The following is a 19,933-nucleotide window of genomic DNA, read 5'->3' on the forward strand; positions in this document are numbered from 1 at the left end:
TTCAATCTTGCTGAGCGCTTCGCCGGCAAGGCCGGCTCCCACAGGTTCGGCGCATTCCTTGTAGGAGCCGGCCTTGCCGGCGAAGCGGCCGCAGCAGCCTGACGAAAGCCCCTTGCAACCAGGGCGCAACGGCCGCATAAACACCCCATGAACCTGCCCGCCCGCAATCACCCGGTACTCGACGCCTTCCACCCCGCCGTCCGTGCCTGGTTCCAGCACCGTTTCGCCACGGTGACCGCCGCCCAGGCCCAGGCGTGGCCGCTGATCCGCAGCGGGCAATCGCTGCTGGTGGCGGCCCCCACCGGCTCCGGCAAGACCCTCACCGCGTTCCTCGCGGTCCTCGACGAACTCTTCACCCAGGCCCTGCACGCCGGCGGCGAGCTGCCCGAACAGACGCTGGTGGTGTACGTCTCGCCGCTCAAGGCGCTGTCCAACGACATCCAGCTCAACCTGCAGGCCCCCCTGGCCGGTATCAGCGCCGAACTGGCCGCCCTCGGGCTGCCCACGCCGACCCTGCGCACCGCAGTGCGCAGCGGCGATACCCCGCAGAAGGAACGCGCGGCCATGCGCCGCCAGCCCCCGCATATCCTGGTGACCACCCCCGAGTCGCTGTACGTGCTGCTCGGCTCGACGTCCGGGCGTCAGGGCCTGGCCTCGGTGCACACGGTAATCGTCGACGAGATCCACGCCGTGGCCGGCAACAAGCGCGGCAGCCACCTGGCGTTGAGCCTGGAACGCCTGCAGGCGCTGTGCCAGCGCCCGTTGCGGCGCATCGGCCTGTCGGCCACCCAGCGTCCGATCGAGCGGGTGGCGCAGTACCTGGTAGGCCATCAGCGCCCCTGCGCCCTGGTGGATATCGGCCATGCGCGCCAGCGCGACCTGGCCATCGAGGTACCGCGCGCGCCACTGGGCGCGGTGATGGCCAACGATGTGTGGGAGCTGGTCTACGATCGCCTCGCGCAACTGGCCCGCGAGCATCGCACCACCCTGGTGTTCGTCAACACCCGGCGCCTGGCCGAGCGCCTGGCGCGCCACCTGAGCGAGCGCCTGGGGCGCGAGGCGGTGGCCGCGCACCATGGCAGCCTGGCCAAGGAATTTCGCCTCGACGCCGAGCAGCGTCTCAAGCGCGGCGAGCTGCAGGTGCTGGTGGCCACCGCCTCGCTGGAGCTGGGCATCGACATCGGCGAGGTCGACCTGGTGTGCCAGATCGGCTCGCCTGGCTCGATTGCCGCGCTGCTGCAGAGGGTTGGCCGCTCCGGCCACCAGGTGGACGGCACCCCCAAGGGTCGTGTGTTCGCCACCACCCGCGACGAGCTGATCGAGTGCGTGGCCCTGCTCGACTGCGTGCGCCGTGGCGAGCTGGACGAGCTGCATATCCCCAACGCACCGCTGGACGTGCTGGCCCAGCAGATCGTCGCCGAGGTCAGTTGCCAGCCCTGGGACGAACAGGCGCTGTTTGCGTGCCTCACCTGTGCGATGCCCTACGCCAATCTGGAGCAGGCACATTACCAGGCCCTGCTGCGCATGCTCGCCGAAGGCTACAGCGGGCGCCAGGGCGTGCGCGGCGCGTACCTGCACCGCGATGCGGTCAGTGCCCAGTTGCGTGGAAGGCGCGGCAGCCAGCTGGCTGCCCTGACCAGTGGCGGGGCGATACCGGACAACGCCGACTACCGCGTGCTGCTCGAACCCCAGGCCTTGAACATCGGCAGCGTGAACGAAGACTTCGCGGTGGAGAGCATCGCCGGCGACATCTTCCAGCTGGGCAACGCGTCGTACCGCATCCTGCGCGTGGAGGCCGGCAAGGTACGGGTAGAGGATGCCCACGGGCAACCGCCGACCATCCCCTTCTGGCTGGGCGAGGCGCCGGGGCGCAGCGACGAGCTGTCCTTCGCGGTGGCACGCCTGCAAGCCGAAATCGACCAGCGCCTGGATGCCAGCGGCGGCCAGCTGCAACCGCTGCTGACCTGGCTGCACGCCACGCTCGGGCTGAACGCGGACAGCGCCGAGCAACTGCTCGACTACCTGGCCCGCACCCGCCAGGCCCTCGGCGCCCTGCCCTCGCAGGACACGCTGATCATGGAGCGCTTTTTCGATGAGTCCGGCGGTACCCAACTGATCATCCACTCGCCCTTCGGCAGCCGCATCAACCGCGCCTGGGGGCTGGCACTGCGCAAGCGCTTCTGTCGCACCTTCAATTTCGAGTTGCAGGCGGCAGCCAGCGAGGATGCGCTGATCCTGTCGCTGTCGGCCGGCCACAGTTTTGCCCTGGAAGAGGTGTGGCGCTACATTTCCAGCGCCAGTGCCGAGCACCTGCTGACCCAGGCCGTGCTCGATGCGCCGCTGTTCGGCGTGCGCTGGCGCTGGAACGCCGGGGTGTCGCTGGCACTGCCGCGCTATGCCGGCGGGCGCAAGGTCGCCCCGCAGATCCAGCGCATGAAAAGCGAAGACCTCACCGCTGCCGTGTTCCCCGACCAGCTGGCGTGCCTGGAAAACATCGTCGGCGAGCGCGAGATTCCCGACCACCCGCTGGTGGAGCAGACCCTCGACGACTGCCTGCACGAGGCGATGGATTGCGAGGGCTGGCTGAACCTGCTGCGGCGCATCGAAGACAAGCGCATCCGCCTGATCTGCCGCGACCTGCCGGCGCCTTCGCCCCTGGCGGCGGCGATCCTGAATGCACGTCCATACGCCTTTCTCGATGACGCACCGCTGGAAGAGCGGCGCACCCAGGCCGTGCTCAACCGGCGCTGGAGCGACCCGCAAAGTGCCGACGACCTGGGCGCACTGGATCCGCAGGCGATTGCCGCAGTGCGTGCCGAGGCCTGGCCGTTGCCAGGCGGCGCTGACGAAATGCACGAGGCACTGATGAGCCTGGCGGCCGTGTGCGATGCCGAGGTGCAGGCCAACCCGGGCTGGCTGGCATGGCTGCAGCAACTGGCCGCCGGCGCACGCGCCTGCCACCTGAAGCTGCCGCAGGGTGGCGGCCTGTGGCTGGCCCGCGAACGCCTGCCGTGGCTGCTGGCGCTGTACCCGCAAGCGGCGCCCACCCCATTGCCCGGGTTCGATCAGCCCATCGATGCCGACAGTGCTGCCGTGGAACTGCTGCGCGCGCGCCTGAGCGGCTTCGGCCCGCTGACCAGCAGCGAGATCGGCGCGCCGCTGTGCCTGAGCCCCTCACAGGTCGAGCAGGCCATGCTGCGCCTGGAAGCCGAGGGCTATGTCATGCGCGGGCACTTCAGCCCGGGCCACCCCCCTGAACAATGGTGCGAACGCCACCTGCTGGCGCGTATCCACCGCTACACGCTCAAGCGCCTGCGCCGCGAAATCGAGCCGGTCAGCCTGCAGGACTTCATGCGCTTTCTGTTCGACTGGCAGCACCTTTCGCCCGGCACCCGGCTGGAGGGCCCGGCGGCGCTGGGCGAGGCGCTGACCCAACTGGAAGGCTTCGCCGCAGCGGCCTCGGCCTGGGAAAGCGACCTGCTGCCGAGCCGGCTGCGCGACTACAGCGGGCAGTGGCTGGACGATGCCTGCCGGGCCGGCAAGTTCGTGTGGGCTCGCCTGGCCCCTTCGGGCAAGGCTGCGGCCAGTACCCTGCGCAGCACCCCTGTCGTGCTGCTACCACGGGCGCGGCTGGGGTTGTGGCGAGCACTGGCCGCCACCGACGACGCCCCGGCACCGTCGCCCCGCGCGCAACGTGTACTGGCCGCGCTCAGCGAGCACGGCGCACTGTTTTTCGATGAACTGCGCGACGAGGCACGCCTGTTGCCCAGCGAGCTGGAGACAGCCCTGCAGGAACTGGTGGCGGCCGGGCAGATCAGTGCCGACAGCTTTGCCGGCCTGCGTGCACTGATCACCCCGGCCAGCAAGCGCCAGGCACGCAGCCATCGGCGTGGTCGCGGGGCATTCAGTGGCGGCATGGAGGACGCCGGGCGCTGGGCATTGCTGCGCCGCGCCGGCACGCCGGCCGAGGACGCCCTGGAACAGGTGGCCCTGACCTTGCTGCGCCGCTATGGCGTGGTGTGCTGGCGGCTGCTCGAACGCGAGGCCGACTGGCTGCCGAGCTGGCGGGACCTGCTGCGCACGTTGCACCGCCTGGAGGCGCGTGGCGAGATCCGTGGCGGTCGCTTCATCAGCGGGCTGGCCGGCGAACAGTTCGCCTTGCCCGAGGCCATCGGCGTATTGCGCGAAGTACGCAGGCGCCCGCTGGATGGCAGCCTGGTGGCGGTGAGTGCCAGCGACCCGCTGAACCTGGTGGGCACCTTGCTGCCCGGCAGCAAGGTGGCAGCGGTGAGCGGCAACCGGGTGGTGTACCGCGACGGCGTGGCGGTGGCGGCGCGGGTGGCGGGCAAGGCGCAGTACTGGGTGCAGGAGGATGCGGCGCTGCGTGAGCGGGTGGTGCGCGATGTCCATCACTGATCCCGAAGCTTTGCGGTGTGTGCAGGAGCCGGCATTGCCGGCGAAGGCCGCAACGCTGTCTTGATGGGTTCACTGGCATCCAATCCCCCATTCGATATAAGGTCTTGGATTGCCTGCAAAAGGAACCCGCATGAGCCTCTCCCTCCTCAGCCGTTATGCCTTCTTCGCCGCGTGTGTCGTGTTCACCCTCGCCAGCCTGCCGTTCCTGCACCACGACTGGCTGTGGCCCTTCACCCTGGTCACCGGCCTGCTCAGCCTGCTGGGCCTGTTCGACCTGCTGCAGAGCCGCCATGCGGTGCGGCGCAACTACCCGATCCTGGGCAATATCCGCTACCTGGTGGAGGGCATCCGCCCGGAAATCCGCCAGTACCTGCTCGAATCCGACAGCGATGCGCTGCCCTTCTCCCGCGCCCAGCGCTCGCTGGTGTACTCGCGGGCCAAGAACGAAACCGCCGACAAGCCGTTCGGCACCCTGATCGACGTCTACCAGTCGGGCTTCGAGTTCATCGGCCACTCCATGCGCCCGGCACCGCTCAGCGACCCCGAGAGCTTTCGGGTGATCGTCGGCGGCCCGCAGTGCACCCAGCCCTATTCGGCCTCGGTGTTCAACATCTCGGCCATGAGCTTCGGCTCGCTCAGCGCCAACGCCATTCGCGCCCTCAACCAGGGTGCCAAGCTCGGCAACTTCGCACATGACACCGGCGAGGGCAGCATCAGCCCCTACCACCGCGAACATGGCGGCGACCTGACCTGGGAACTGGGCAGCGGCTACTTCGGCTGCCGCACCTCGGACGGTCGCTTCGACCCCGAGCGCTTCGCGCAGCAGGCCAGCAGCCCGCAGGTGCGCATGATCGAAATCAAGATGAGCCAGGGCGCCAAGCCCGGCCACGGCGGCATCCTGCCCAAGCACAAGGTGACCCAGGAAATCGCCGACACCCGCGGCATCATGATGGGCGAAGACTGCATCTCGCCGTCGCGCCACAGCGCATTCTCCACCCCCATCGAGCTGATGCAGTTCATTGCCCAGCTGCGCGAGCTGTCCGGCGGCAAGCCGGTCGGCTTCAAGTTCTGCCTGGGCCACCCGTGGGAGTTCATGGGCATTGCCAAGGCCATGCTCGAGACCGGCATCCTGCCCGACTTCATCGTGGTCGACGGCAAGGAAGGCGGCACCGGCGCCGCGCCGGTGGAGTTCACCGACCACATCGGCGTGCCGCTGCGCGAAGGGCTGCTGTTCGTGCACAACACCCTGGTGGGGCTGAACCTGCGCGACAAGATCAAGCTGGGCGCCAGCGGCAAGATCGTCAGTGCGTTCGATATCGCCAGCGTGCTGGCCATCGGTGCCGACTGGGCCAACTCGGCGCGCGGCTTCATGTTCGCCATCGGCTGCATCCAGTCGCAAAGCTGCCATACCAACAAGTGCCCGACCGGCGTGGCCACCCAGGACGGCCTGCGCCAGCGGGCGCTGGTGGTGCCGGACAAGGCGCAGCGGGTGTTCAGCTTCCACCGCAACACGCTCAAGGCGCTGGCCGAGATGCTCGCCGCCGCCGGGCTGGATCACCCCTCGCAGCTGGAGGCCAAGCACCTGGTGCGGCGCATGTCGGCCACCGAGATCAAGCTGTTCTCGCAGCTGCACGTGTTCCTCAAGCCGGGTGAACTGCTTACCGGCGAGGTGAACGGCGAGTTCTACTCGCGGATGTGGCAGATGGCGCGGGCAGACAGTTTCGAGCCCAACGCCGAAGCGGCGTAACGGCGTCGCCGACTCCTCACCTGCAGGAGCCGGCATTGCCGGCGAAGGGGCAGTACAGCCACACAAAAACCCCGGCCTGGGCCGGGGTTGTGTACATCAGGATGCGCTGGATGCCGCCACCGCTGCACTGTCGCCCTTGGGCGCCAGCTTGAACACGTGGTACAGCACCGTCAGCATTACCAGGAACGCCGGGCCGATGAACAGCGCCACGCGGGTTTCCTCGAAGTAGGCCATCAGGCCGACCACCAGGATCAGGAACGCCAGGGCCAGGTAGGAACTCAGCGGCCACAGCCACATGCGGTACTTGAGCGCGGCCCGTTCGGCCTGGCTCAGCCCGGCGCGAAAGCGCAGTTGCGCCAGCAGGATCATCACCCAGGTCCAGATCGCGCCGAAGGTGGCGATCGAGGTCACCCACACGAAGACCTTTTCAGGTACCAGGTAGTTGGCCAGCACGCCCAGCAGCAGCGCGCCGATCGACAGCAGCAGTGCATTGCGCGGCACGCCGTTGCGCGAGGTGCGCGCAAAGCTGGCCGGGGCCTGGCCGTTCTGCGCCAGGCTGTAGAGCATGCGCCCGGTACTGAAGATACCGCCGTTGCACGACGACAGCGCCGCGGTGATCACCACGAAGTTGATGATGCCGGCTGCGGTCTTGATGCCCAGGCGCTCGAAGGTCATCACGAACGGGCTGCCCTGGCTGCCGATCTCGTTCCACGGGTACAGCGACAGGATCACGAACAGCGCGCCGACGTAGAACAGCAGGATGCGCCAGAACACCGAGCCGATGGCCTGCGGGATGGTCTTTTGCGGGTTGCGCGCTTCACCGGCGGTAAGGCCGATCATCTCCACGCCCAGGTAGGCGAACATCACCATCTGCAGCGACATCAGCACGCCGGTCACGCCGTTGGGCATGAAGCCGCCGTGACTCCACAGGTTGGAGATGCCCAGCGCCACACCGTCGTTGCCGAAGCCGAAGGCGATCACGCCGATGCCGCCCAGCACCATGGCGATGATGGTCACGATCTTGATCAGGGCGAACCAGAATTCGAACTCGCCGAAGGCCTTCACCGCCACCAGGTTGATCGCGCCCATGCTGCCCAGCGCCGCCAGCGCCCAGATCCAGCGCGGTACGTCCGGGAACCAGATGCCCATGTAGATGGCCACCGCGGTGATCTCGGCGACACAGGTCACCAGCCACAGGAACCAGTAGTTCCAGCCGGTCAGAAAGCCCGCCAGCGGGCCCAGGTAGTCTTGTGCGTAGCGGCTGAAGGACCCGGCCACCGGGTTGTGCACGGCCATCTCGCCCAGCGCGCGCATGATCACCAGGATCGCCAGGCCGCCGATGATGTAGGACAGCATGATCGCCGGCCCGGCCATTTCGATGGCCTTGGCCGAACCGAGGAACAGCCCGACACCGATACAGGCGCCCAGCGCCATCAGGCGAATGTGACGTTCGCCGAGTTCCCGCTTGAGTGGGCCGCCCTGGGCGGTCTCACCATGAGAAGGGTGGTTGCCGACTGGCATAGGAATACAACCTCATTTTGTTATTGGATATAACCCTTCGTGCAGGCTGTACAGCGCCGATAGGCTGCTGTTTCGCCGCGCCGGGCTCACCTTGTGGGCAAGCACGTCGACCGGGGCGCGGAGCACCGGCCGAGCGAAAGGGGCGAGCAGTATAGGAAGGCCGCTACAGGGCTTTTCACTATATAAACCCCGATATTTGGCGAGAACTCTCGGCAATTACCGCTTATTCGGAGTGGCATTACCCGCGCTTGGCCGTGCGGGTGTCAACCGGGCGGCTAACATAGCACCAAAACGGGGCAACACAACCTTGCACCAAAGGCGCATGTTCGCGCCGTGATTGGCGAACCTGCCGCTGGCAACCCACAAATTTTTCATCAATTGCGACCAGCGTCTAAGCTTCAGGCAAGCGAGACGAACATACGCAGCCGGGCTGAACACTATGGGCGCACAGTGGCAAACGGAACCAGACAAGACGCAGGCTGCCGCAGAACAACCGGATACTCCCGCATTGCCCAAACGTCCCCGCCGGCGCTATGGCTGGTGGCTGTTCGGCCTGCTGGTGCTGGGGGCCCTGGTACTGCTGGGCCTGGCGATCGCCCGTGAAATGCACACCTCGCGCCTGCAGGCGCGCGAGTTCAGCCAGTTCGCCGCCACCCTGAGCTATTCGATGCACAAGGGCCCCAGCGATGCCGTCATCTACCCGGGCGAAGGCCCGTTCGACAAGCGCCTGGGCTACAGCGCGCTGGGCGAGTTTCTGCCGCGGCTGTTCAAGCGCGATTACGTGATCGTCGAGCAGGCGCGTTTTTCGCCGGCGCTGATGAACTATGTGCAGCACGGGTTCTTCGTGCCCTATGCCGAGAAGATCCAGGCCGGCCTGTCGATCACCGACTGCAAGGGCGACGCGCTGTACCAGTTCCATTACCCGCAGCACCTGTACCCGGATTTCGCCTCGATCCCGCCGGTGATCGTGCACAGCCTGCTGTTCATCGAGAACCGCGACCTGCTCGACCCCGCCGATCCGCGCAGCAACCCGGCGGTGGACTGGCCGCGCTTCGCCATGGCCGCCTACAGTCAGGTCGCCAAGCACCTGGCCCTGCCCGGCCAGTCGGCCGGCGGCAGCACGCTGGCCACGCAGCTGGAAAAATACCGCCACTCCCCCGATGGCCTCACGGTGTCGGGCAGCGAGAAACTGCGCCAGATGATTTCGGCCAGCGTGCGCGCCTACCAGGACGGGCCGCAGACCCTGGGCGCACGCCAGCGCATCGTGCGCGACTACCTCAACAGCGTGCCGCTGTCGGCGGTGCCCGGCCACGGCGAAGTGCACGGCATGGCCGAGGGCCTGCGGGTGTGGTACGGCGCCGACTTTGCCGAGGTCAACAAGACCCTGGCCAGTACCGACAGCGACCCGGCCAGCCTGACCGCACGTGGCCTGGCGCTGCGCCAGGTGCTGTCGCTGATGATCGCCCAGCGCCGCCCGTCGCACTTTCTGTCCAAGGGTCGCAACGAACTGGCCACCCTCACCGACAGCCACGTGCGCCTGCTGGCCGCCAACAACATCATCGACCGCCCGCTGGCCGATGCCGCGCTGGCAAGCAAGGTGGTGTTTCGCGACTGGGTGGCGCAGCCGACCATCGTGCCCATCGTCACCAACAAGGGCATCAGCGTGGCTCGCAGCCGCTTGTCGTCGGCGCTGGGGCGCCCGCTATACGACCTGGACCGCCTCGACCTGTCGGCCACCAGCACGCTGCAGGCCGACCTGCAGGGGCAGGTCAGCGAGTACCTCAAGAGCCTCGCCGACCCGGCCTTTGCGGCGCAGATGGGGCTGATTGGCGAACGCCTGCTGACCCCCACCAGCACCACCCAGGTGCGCTACAGCTTCACCCTGCTGGAACGCACCGCCGACGGCTCGCGGGTACGGGTACAGACCGACAGCACCGACCAGCCGTTTGACATCAACGAGGGCAGCAAGCTTGAGCTGGGCTCCACCGCCAAGTTGCGGGTGCTGACCCAGTACCTGGAAATCATCGCCGAGCTGCACGACAAGTACGTCGACATGCCCCCGGCCCAGTTGAGCAAGGTGGAGGTGGCCGACACCGACTTCATCAGCCGCTGGGCCCTGGATTACCTGGCCCGCAACAAGGACCGCAACATCACCGCGATGCTCGACGCGGCGCTGGAGCGCAAGTATTCGGCCAGCCCCGGCGAAGCCTTTTTCACCGGCGGCGGCATGCATGTGTTCAACAACTTTCGCCGCGAGGACAACGGCCGCATGCCGACCCTCAAGGATGCCCTGCGCGAGTCGATCAACCTGCCCTTCATTCGCCTGATGCGCGACCTGGTGCGCTACAGCACCTATTCGGCACCGGGCAACAGCGGCAAGTTGCTCAAGGACGATGCCGAGCCGCGGCGCCAGGAGTACCTTGCCCGCTTCGCCGACCGCGAGGGCACCGACTTCATGCGCCGGTTCTGGAAGAAGTACCAGCGCAAGACCTCCCAGGAACGCCTGGACACCTTTCTCGACAGCCTGCGGGTCACGCCGATCCGCCTGGCCGCCGTGCACCGCTACCTGTTCCCCGAGGCCGACCAGGCCACCTTCAACGCCTTCGTGCGCGCGCACATGAAGGCCGAGCCAGGGGCGGCCAAGCGGCCACCGCTGAAAAAGGACCAACTGACCGACCAGCGTCTGGAAGGCCTGTATGCCGCCTACGGCCCGGGCACCTACGACCTGCCCGACCAGGGCTACATCGCCCGGGTGCACCCGCTGGACCTGTGGCTGCTGGGCTACCTGCTGAAGAACCCTACCGCAAGCTTTCAGGACGCGGTGCAGGCCAGCCATTTCGAACGCCAGGAAGTCTACAGCTGGCTGTTCAAGAGCCGGCACAAGGGCGCCCGTGACAGCCGTATCCGTACCATGGTCGAGATCGAGGCGTTCCTCGACATTCACCAGCGCTGGAAGCGCGTGGGCTACCCGTTCGATCACCTGGTGCCATCGCTGGCCACCGCCATCGGCAGCTCGGGCGACCGCCCGGCGGCGCTGGCCGAGCTGGTGGGCATCATCCAGAACGACGGCGTGCGCCTGCCGGTGCTGCGTATCGACACCCTGCACTTTGCCGCCGACACGCCCTATGAACTGCGCCTGGCCGGCGACCCGGACCGGGGCCAGCGGGTGCTGTCGGTGGAAGTGGCGCGGGCCCTGCGCGGGGCCATGTCGCAGGTGGTGGACGCCGGTACGGCGCGACGGGTGTCGGGGAGCTTCAAGCTGCCCGACGGCACCCTGCTGACCATGGGCGGCAAGACCGGCACCGGGGACAACCGCATCGAGAGCTTCGGTGCTGGCGGGCGGCTGATCGGTTCGCGTTCGTTGAACCGCACCGCGACGTTCGTGTTCTTTCTGGGCGACAACCATTTCGGCACCTTGACGGCGTTCGTGCCGGGGCGCGCGGCCGAGGCATTCAAGTTCACCTCGGCGTTGCCGGTGCAGGTGCTCAAGGGCATGGCGCCGATATTGCTGCCATACCTGCAACCGGGGGGCAACACGTTGTGCACGCCGCCGCTGGTGGCAACGCAAGACCTTTCGAAGCCCTGACGCCATTCGCCCGCCTGCAGCAACCACACGCTTGCGTGCAGGAGCCAGCCTTGCCGGCGAAACAGATCAGCGCCAAATGCGAAAAATAATCATCTCCACGCCTTGCATTAAGATATATCTTGAGTAATATCTTTAGATACATCGCAACGCAGACAGGAGACAGTCCATGCGTGACCATCACCCACCCCACCGCGACAGCGGCGAGCGCCATGACGGCTTCGAGCGCCGGCACGGCCGTGAACGCGGCGACCGTGGCCCCCGCGTGTTCGCCCCCGGCGATCTCAAGTTGCTGCTGCTGGCCATGCTTTCGGAAAAGCCCGGCCACGGCTACGACCTGATCCGCCAGATCGAGGCCGAGTTCGACGGCGGCTACAGCCCCAGCCCCGGCGTGATCTACCCGACCCTGACCTTCCTCGAAGAGAGCGAACTGATCAGCGGCGAAGTCCACGGCAGCAAGAAGCTCTACAGCGTCACCGACGCCGGGCGCCAATCGCTGGTCGACCAGGCCATCGCCCTGGACGGCGTGCGCACGCGCATCGAGGTGAGCAAGCGCTCGATGCGCGTGCACGACCGTCCGCCGGAAATCCACGAAGCCGTACACAACCTGCGCCATGCCCTGCAGATCCACGCCGGGCGCTGGAACCCCGCAGAGATCGAGCGGGTACGCACCCTGCTCAACGACACCGCAAAAGCCATCGTTGCCGGCCCGGCAACCCCCACCCAGGAGACTTCCGAATGACGGACAGCCCCAACCTTTCGATCCATCGCGTCAACCACGAGATCAAGCGCCGCCGCCTCGAGGTACTGCGCGTGACCGAGCTGACCCCGCGCATGCGCCGCATCACCCTCGGCGGCGCCGAGCTGCAGGGCTTTCTCAGCGTCGGCAGCGACGACCACGTCAAACTCATGTTCGCCTGCTCCCCCGAAGAACAGGTGGCCCTGGACAACCCCGGCGCCACCGACGTGCGACCGACCATGCGCGAGTACACCCCGCGGCGCATCGACCTGGCCGCCGGCGAGCTGGACCTGGACTTCGTACTGCACGGCGACGGCCCCGCCTCCACTTGGGCGGCCCAGGCCGAACCCGGCCATTACCTGCATATCGCCGGGCCACGCGCCTCGCTGGTGGTACCGGACATCTTCGACAGCTACCTGCTGGTGGGCGATGAAACCGCCATCCCGGCCATCGGCCGCCGGCTCGAAGAGTTGCCAGCCGGACGCAAGGTGCTGGCGGTGATCGAAATCGAGGACGACCAGGAACGCCAGCCACTGCCCAGCGCGGCGCAGGTCGAGGTGATCTGGGTACGGCGCCACCAGCAGGACGTGCTGCAGGTGTTGCGCGACCTGAGCCTGCCGTCGGGCACGCTGTACGCCTGGGTTGCCCTGGAAAAGGCGCTGACGCGCAAGGCCAAGAGCCTGCTGCTGGAAGAGAAAGGCGTGAACGAGGCGTACCTCAAGGCGGCCGCCTACTGGCGACTGGACCCCAACGACGAGGAATAAGCGTCGACCTTCAGGGTTGCGCCTGGGCCCGTGCCAGGCGCCTGCCCTGCCAGCGGTCGAGGAGAATCAGCAGCACGCCGACCAGAATGAAGCCCCCCAGCATGGCCAGCGCATTGAGCAGCACCTGCGCATAGCCCAGGCTCGCCACATCGACGAACGGGTACGGATAGAAACCGATACCGTGACCGCGCGCCAGCACATACGCAAAGTACCCCAGCGGATACACCAGCCAGCCCAGCAGGTGGGTGAAACGCAACTGCCCCTTGGGCACGCACCACCACCAGTACAGCGCATAGGCCGCCGGCATCACGTCGTGCAGCAGCTCATCGGCCAGCCACTGCCAGCCCTGCGGTTGCCACAGATGACGCAGCAACAGGCTGTAGGCCAGCGCCACGAACACGATGCTCACCGCCACCCCGGAACTCACCCAGGGCGACAGCCACCAGCGCCGCGCCGCCGATTCACGGCCAAAGGCCGCCTGGGTCAGCACCGTGGCCACCAGGGTATTGCTCAACACCGTGAAATAACCGAACAGATTCACCAACCCGCCCAGCAGGCTGGCCTGATCCTGCCAGCGCGCCAGCAGCACCAGATACAGCTGGATGGTCAACGCCGCCCAGCCAAGGCCCGCCAGCAGGCCGATGCCCATGCGACGGTCAGCCACCGGCATCGGCTCAGCGACCGCGTTGCAGCTTCAGGTACAGGCGCTCGACCTTCTCCCGCGCCCAGGGCGTCTTGCGCAGGAAGGTCAGGCTCGACTTGATGCTCGGGTCACTCTTGAAGCAGCGGATATCGATGCGCTGCGCCAGCCCTTCCCATTGGTAGTGCGCCACCAGCGCGGTGAGGATCTGTTCCAGTGTCACGCCATGCAGCGGGTTGTTGTCAGCGGCAGTCATGCCTGTGCTCCAGCCAAACGAAGGTGCGCACCTTAGCCCAGGTGCGGCGGCGCGTCAGCACCTGGTGCGGCCTTTCTCGATCAAGGGCACCTGAGGTGATTCTAGTGACCACGAAGGCTCTGGACAGCACCTTGGCATTTATTGTTTTACGGTAATGTTATATTGTAACCAAAACGAAACTGCCAAGGACCCCACCATGCGTCACCTGCCGCTCCACCTCTCCCCCCTTGCCGCCGCACTGTGGCTGGCCTCGCTGCCCAGCCACGCGGTTGAACTGCAACCCCAGGTCATCACCGCCAACCCGTTGGGCACCCCGCTGGCAGCCCCCAGCAGCGTGCTCGAAGGCGACACATTGACCCTGCAGCAAAAGGGCAGCCTGGGCGAAACCCTGAACACCCAGCCCGGCGTCGCCTCCACCTGGTTCGGCCCGGGCGCCAGCCGCCCGGTGATCCGCGGCCTGGACGGCGACCGGATCCGTATCCTGCGCAACGGCGTGGGTGCACTGGATGCCTCTTCGCTGTCGTACGACCACGCCGTGCCACTGGACCCGGTGAACGTCGAGCGCGTCGAGATCGTGCGCGGCCCGGCCGCCCTGCTCTACGGTGGCAATGCCATCGGCGGGGTGGTCAACACCTTCGACAACCGCATCCCCGACGCGCCGGTGCAAGGCATTCATGGTGCCGGCGAGCTGCGCTACGGGGGCGCCGACACCACCCGCAGCAGTGCGGGCAAGCTGGAAGCCGGCGATGGCCGCTTCGCCCTGCACCTGGACGCCAACAGCCGCCAGTTCAACGATTTGCGCATCCCCGGCTACGCCCGCAGTTCGAAGGTGCGCGATGCCGACGAACCCGGCGGCAAGCATCGCCTGGAAAACAGCGACGGGCGCCAGGACGGTGGTGCCGTCGGCGGTTCGTACAACTGGGAACACGGTTACGCGGGCCTGTCCTACAGCCGCTACGATGCCAACTACGGTTCGGTGGCCGAGCCCGGCGTGCGTCTGGCCATGGAACAGGACCACTACGCCTTTGCCTCCGAACTGCGCGACCTCGACGGCCCGTTCAGCTCGCTCAAGTTCGACGCCGGCTACACCGACTACAAGCATCAGGAGCTGGAAGGCGGCGAGGTGCATACCACCTTCAAGAACAAGGGCTACGAGGCCCGCGTCGAGGCTCGGCACCAGCCGCTGGGGCCGGTGGAAGGCGTGATCGGCGCCCAGGTCACCCGCAACGAGTTCTCGGCGTTGGGCGAAGAAGCCTTCGTGCCGCAGACCGATACCGACAGCCTGGCGCTGTTCGTGCTCGAACAGTGGAAGGCCACCGACCGCCTCGACCTGAGCCTGGGCGCACGCCTGGAGCACACCCGGGTCGACCCCGACAGCCAGGGCAGCGAACGTTTCGCCCAGGCCGACAGCGCCAGCAGCTTCACCGCCGCCAGCCTGTCCTCGGGTGCGGTGTACCAGTTGACCCCGGTGTGGTCGCTGGCCGCCAGCCTGGGCTACACCGAACGTGCACCGACCTTCTACGAGCTGTATGCCAATGGCGCTCACGTCGCCACCGGCACCTACGAGGTGGGCGACCCGGGGCTTTCGAAGGAGAAGGCGATCTCCAGCGACCTGGCCCTGCGCTTCGACAACGGCACGCACAAGGGCAGCGTGGGCGTGTTCTACAGCCATTTCCGCAACTACATCGGCCTGCTGGCCAGCGGCAACCTGCGCGAAGGGCATGATCACGATCACGGGGATGACGATCACGATCACGACCATGATCACGAGCATGGCGACGTGCCCGAATACCTCTATCACGGCGTGCGCGCCCGCTTCTACGGCATCGAAGCCCAGGACCGCTGGCAACTGCTGGAAAACGCCTACGGCAGCTTCGCCCTGGAACTGTCTGGCGACTACACCCGCGCCAAGAACCTGGATACCGGCGAAGACCTGCCACGCATTGCCCCGCTGCGCCTGAACAGCGGCCTGACCTGGAACCTTGAACGCTGGCAGGCACGGGTCGACGTGCAGCATGCCAGCAGCCAGCATCGCAAGCCGGCCAATGAAACCAGCACCGACGGCTACACCACCCTGGGGGCCAGCGTGGGCTATCGCTTCGAGATCGGCCAGAGTGAATGGCTGGCCTTCGTGCGCGGCGAAAACCTCACCGACCAGACCGTACGCTATGCCAGTTCGATCCTGCGCGACATCGCCCCAGCGCCGGGTCGCAGCGTCCAGGTAGGCCTGCGAACCACCTTCTGAACCCACACCGTTGCCGGATTGTTACCCATCCGGCAACGGTCACTCTTGCTGATCCGGCTTTTTTTCCGGCACGTTCGCCTATATCCTCCCCGCCTCAAGCTGAACCGCTTCACCTATTCCTGATACTGCCTTGCCCTCGACGATGCCTGCATCTCGGGCAATTTGCCGTTCTTCCAACAATCAAAAGACAGCGCTATCTCATGCATCAGTTCCATCATCTGCCCCCCGCCGCCGCCACCTTGCTGGTAGGCCTGGCCGCCAGCACCCTGGCCTGCAGCCTGCAGGCCGCCCCCCTCTTGGACGGCGACTCGCCCTGGATGCTCGGCGACTGGGGCGGCACACGCTCGGCGCTGGCCGAGCGCGGCTACGACTTCACCCTGGGCTACACCGGGGAGATGGGCAGCAACCTGCACGGTGGCCACGACCACAGCAACACAGCCCGCTACAGCGACCAGTTCAGCCTGGGCAGCCACCTGGACCTGCAGAAGATCCTCGGCTGGCAGGGCGCCGAATTCCAGTTGACCGTGACCGAGCGCCACGGCAACAACATCAGCAACGATCGCATCAACGATCCGCGGGTGGGCGGCTTCACCTCGGCCCAGGAAGTCTGGGGCCGTGGCCAGACCTGGCGGCTGACCCAGATGTGGTTCAAGCAGACGTACCTGGACGGCGACCTCGACGTGAAGGTCGGGCGCTTCGGCCAGGGCGAGGACTTCAACAGCTTCCCCTGCGACTTCCAGAACCTGGCCTTCTGCGGCTCGCAGGTGGGCAACTGGGCCGGCAGCATCTGGTACAACTGGCCGGTGAGCCAGTGGGCCCTGCGCGTCAAGTACCACCTTACGCCGGAACTCTACGCCCAGGTCGGTGCCTACGAACAGAACCCCTCCAACCTCGAGCGCCAGAACGGCTTCAAGCTCAGCGGCAGCGGCACCCAGGGCGCGGTACTGCCGGTGGAACTGGTGTGGACGCCGGCCATCGACGGCCTCAAAGGGGAATATCGCGCCGGTTACTACTACAGTAGTGCCAAGGCACAAGATGTTTACAAGGACGGCAACGGCCAACCGGCAGCCCTCAGTGGCCAGGACTATCGCAGCAGCTCGAGCAAGCACGGGTTCTGGCTGGGGGCACAGCAGCAGGTGACGTCGTTGGCCAGCGATCACTCACGTGGCCTGAGCGTTTTTGCCAATGCCACGCTGCACGACAAGAAGACCAATGCCATCGACAACTATGTTCAGGCAGGTGTGGTTTACAAAGGGCTGTTCGACGCCCGCGCCAAGGACGACATCGGCTTCGCCCTCGCTCGCGTGCACGTCAACCCTGCCTATCGCAGGAACGCCGAGGCCCGCAACCGCGCCAATGCCCTCTTCGACTACGACAACCCCGCCTTCCTGCCCGTCCAGGACACCGAGTACAGCGCCGAGCTGTATTACGGCATCCACCTGGCCCAGTGGCTGACCGTGCGCCCGAACCTGCAGTACATCCGCCACCCGGGCGGGGTCGGGCACGTGGACGACGCGCTGATCGGCGGCCTCAAGATCCAGAGCAGCTTCTGAACGGGCCCTGCGGCTCGAACCTTTTCACCTTGATGGAGAACACACGATGAGCACTGATGGTGCCTTGAGTAGAACCCGCTGGCTGCCGAGACTGCTCGGCGTGCTGCTGTTGCTGATGGGGCTGGCGCTGCTGGCCGGCGGTATCAAGCTGAGCCAGCTCGGCGGCTCGCTGTATTACCTGATCGCCGGTATCGGCTTTGCCCTGTCGGGCGTGCTGCTGCTGGCACTGCGCCGCACCGCGCTGGGCCTGTACGGCCTGGTGCTGCTCGGTAGCACCCTGTGGGCATTGTGGGAGGTCGGCCTGGACTGGTGGCAACTGGTACCGCGCCTGTCGCTGTGGTTCGCCCTGGGCGTGGTGTTGCTGCTGCCGTGGGCACGCCGCCCGCTGCTGGGCCAGCCCGGCAAGCTCAACACCGGGCTGCTGAGCCTGGCGGTGGTGCTGTCGGGCGCCACCGCAGTGGCGAGCCAGTTCACCTTCCCGGGTGAAATCAAGGGCGAGCTGGGCCGCGACAGCACCGAGCTGAGCAGCACCGCGCCGGCCATGCCCGATGGCGACTGGCAGGCCTACGGGCGCACCGAATTCGGTGACCGCTACTCGCCGCTGCGCCAGATCACCCCGAACAACGTGCACAAGCTCGAAGAGGCCTGGCGCATTCGCACCGGCGACCTGCCGACCAGCGATGACCCGGTCGAGCTGACCAACGAGAACACCCCGCTCAAGGTCAATGGCAAGCTGTATGCCTGCACCGCGCACAGCAAGGTGCTGGCCCTGGACCCGGATACCGGTGCCGAGATCTGGCGCTTCGATCCGCAGATCAAGAGCCCGGTGGGCTTCAAGGGCTTTGCCCACATGACCTGCCGTGGCGTGTCGTACTACGACGAAAACAACTACGTGAACATGGACGGCGCCCCTGCGCCGAAAATCTCCGAAGCCGGCCAGGCCGTGGTGCGCAGCTGCCCGCGTCGCCTGTACCTGCCCACCGCCGATGCGCGCCTGATCGCGATCAACGCCGACACCGGCAAGGTCTGCGAAGGCTTCGGCAACCAGGGCGTGGTCGACCTGACCCAGGGCATCGGCCCGTTCACCGCCGGTGGCTACTACTCCACCTCGCCTGCCGCGATCACTCGCGAGCTGGTGATCATCGGTGGCCACGTCACCGACAACGAGTCCACCAACGAGCCCTCGGGCGTGATCCGTGCCTACGACGTGCATGACGGTCGTCTGGTCTGGAACTGGGACAGCGACAACCCGGACGAGACCGCGCCGCTGGCACCGGGCAAGACCTACAGCCGCAACTCGGCCAACATGTGGTCGCTGGCCAGCGTCGACGAGAAGCTGGGCATGGTGTACCTGCCACTGGGCAACCAGACCCCTGACCAGTGGGGCGCCGACCGCACCCCAGGTGCCGAGAAGTTCAGTGCCGGCATCGTTGCCCTGGACCTGGCCACCGGCAAGGTACGCTGGAACTACCAGTTCACCCACCACGACCTGTGGGACATGGACGTCGGCAGCCAGCCGACCCTGCTCGACCTGAAGACCGCCGACGGCGTCAAACCTGCGCTGATCGCTCCGACCAAGCAGGGCAGCCTGTACGTGCTCGACCGTCGTGACGGCAGCGCCATCGTGCCGATCCGCGAGATCCCGGCGCCCCAGGGCGCGGTCAAGGGCGACCACACCGCACCGACCCAGGCCCGCTCGGACCTGAACCTGCTGGGCCCGGACCTGACCGAGGCGGCCATGTGGGGCGCCAGCCCGTTCGATCAGATGCTGTGCCGTATCCAGTTCCGCGAACTGCGCTACGAGGGCCAGTACACCCCGCCGTCGGAGCAGGGCAGCCTGATCTACCCGGGCAACGTGGGCGTGTTCAACTGGGGCGGCGTGTCGGTCGACCCCGTGCGTCAGCTGCTGTTCACCAGCCCCAACTACATGGCCTTCGTGTCGAAGATGGTGCCGCGTGCTGAAGTGGCCGAGGGCAGCAAGCGCGAAAGCGAGACCAGCGGCGTGCAGCCCAACACCGGCGCACCTTACGCGGTGATCATGCACCCGTTCATGTCGCCCCTGGGCGTACCGTGCCAGGCCCCGGCCTGGGGCTATGTGGCCGGTATCGACCTGACCACCAACAAGGTGGTGTGGAAGCACAAGAACGGCACCAGCCGCGACAGCTCGCCGATTCCGATCGGCCTGCCGGTGGGTGTACCGAGCATGGGCGGCTCGATGGTGACGGCCGGCGGCCTGGGCTTTTTGAGCGGCACCCTGGACCAGTACCTGCGTGCGTATGACGTGAACACCGGCAAGGAGCTGTGGAAATCGCGCCTGCCGGCTGGCGGCCAGGCCACGCCGATGACCTACACCGGCAAGGATGGCCAGCAGTACGTGCTGGTGATGGCTGGCGGGCACGGTTCGCTGGGCACCAAGATGGGCGATTACGTGATCGCCTACAAACTGGCGCAGTGATCGACCGCTGAACC

11 protein-coding genes are annotated in these 19,933 nt (G+C 66.7%); 8 read left to right on the forward strand and 3 right to left on the reverse strand.

Going from position 1 to position 19,933, the window contains the following annotated elements:
• The first annotated feature begins 147 nt into the window (after positions 1-147).
• Together LOY33_RS19850 and LOY33_RS19855 are read left to right on the forward strand one after the other, a co-directional pair.
• A complete protein-coding gene (locus LOY33_RS19850; RefSeq protein ID WP_258659829.1) occupies positions 148-4,416 on the forward strand; it encodes a DEAD/DEAH box helicase in 4,269 nt (1,422 codons plus the stop codon).
• Positions 4,417-4,546: 130 nt separating this feature from the next.
• Positions 4,547-6,163 carry an FMN-binding glutamate synthase family protein gene (locus LOY33_RS19855; RefSeq protein ID WP_054914757.1) on the forward strand — a complete coding sequence of 539 codons (1,617 nt, stop codon included), beginning with the start codon at positions 4,547-4,549 and terminating at the stop codon, positions 6,161-6,163.
• A gap of 96 nt (positions 6,164-6,259) precedes the next feature.
• On the opposite strand, the gene LOY33_RS19860 is transcribed toward LOY33_RS19855, so the two are convergent.
• On the reverse strand, positions 6,260-7,684 hold the full coding sequence (locus LOY33_RS19860) for an amino acid permease (protein ID WP_058540960.1): 1,425 nt from the start codon (positions 7,682-7,684) through the stop codon (positions 6,260-6,262).
• 439 nt (positions 7,685-8,123) lie between these two features.
• Here LOY33_RS19860 and LOY33_RS19865 point away from each other — a divergent pair, with 439 nt between their 5' ends.
• The 3 genes from LOY33_RS19865 to LOY33_RS19875 all read left to right on the forward strand — a co-directional run bounded on the left by LOY33_RS19865 (position 8,124) and on the right by LOY33_RS19875 (position 12,770).
• Entirely contained in the window at positions 8,124-11,270 is a 3,147-nt protein-coding gene (locus LOY33_RS19865; RefSeq protein WP_258659831.1) for a transglycosylase domain-containing protein, read from the forward strand.
• A gap of 166 nt (positions 11,271-11,436) precedes the next feature.
• Positions 11,437-12,009 carry a PadR family transcriptional regulator gene (locus tag LOY33_RS19870; protein ID WP_054914759.1) on the forward strand — a complete coding sequence of 191 codons (573 nt, stop codon included), beginning with the start codon at positions 11,437-11,439 and terminating at the stop codon, positions 12,007-12,009.
• On the forward strand, positions 12,006-12,770 hold the full coding sequence (locus tag LOY33_RS19875) for a siderophore-interacting protein (protein ID WP_043862003.1): 765 nt from the start codon (positions 12,006-12,008) through the stop codon (positions 12,768-12,770). Before LOY33_RS19870 ends, LOY33_RS19875 begins: the two co-directional genes overlap by 4 nt.
• A gap of 10 nt (positions 12,771-12,780) precedes the next feature.
• On the opposite strand, the gene LOY33_RS19880 is transcribed toward LOY33_RS19875, so the two are convergent.
• On the reverse strand, positions 12,781-13,419 hold the full coding sequence (locus LOY33_RS19880) for a Pr6Pr family membrane protein (protein ID WP_370409178.1): 639 nt from the start codon (positions 13,417-13,419) through the stop codon (positions 12,781-12,783).
• A 25-nt stretch (positions 13,420-13,444) separates the two neighbouring features.
• Positions 13,445-13,666, reverse strand: a complete 222-nt coding sequence (locus LOY33_RS19885; protein WP_043862005.1) for a VF530 family DNA-binding protein — start codon at positions 13,664-13,666, stop codon at positions 13,445-13,447.
• Between the two features lie 196 nt (positions 13,667-13,862).
• On the opposite strand from LOY33_RS19885, the gene LOY33_RS19890 reads away from it, so the two are divergent.
• The 3 genes from LOY33_RS19890 (at position 13,863) to LOY33_RS19900 (ending at position 19,919) form a co-directional block, all read left to right on the forward strand.
• The gene (locus tag LOY33_RS19890; protein ID WP_058540956.1) at positions 13,863-15,911 is read left to right on the forward strand and encodes a TonB-dependent receptor; all 2,049 of its coding nucleotides are present in this window, start codon (positions 13,863-13,865) and stop codon (positions 15,909-15,911) included.
• Positions 15,912-16,111: 200 nt separating this feature from the next.
• Entirely contained in the window at positions 16,112-17,464 is a 1,353-nt protein-coding gene (locus LOY33_RS19895) for a carbohydrate porin (RefSeq protein WP_253086753.1), read from the forward strand.
• A 46-nt stretch (positions 17,465-17,510) separates the two neighbouring features.
• Entirely contained in the window at positions 17,511-19,919 is a 2,409-nt protein-coding gene (locus LOY33_RS19900) for a glucose/quinate/shikimate family membrane-bound PQQ-dependent dehydrogenase (RefSeq protein ID WP_043862008.1), read from the forward strand.
• Positions 19,920-19,933 lie beyond the last annotated feature (14 nt).

The organism is Pseudomonas sp. B21-036 (assembly GCF_024748925.1).
Taxonomy (GTDB): domain Bacteria; phylum Pseudomonadota; class Gammaproteobacteria; order Pseudomonadales; family Pseudomonadaceae; genus Aquipseudomonas; species Aquipseudomonas palmensis.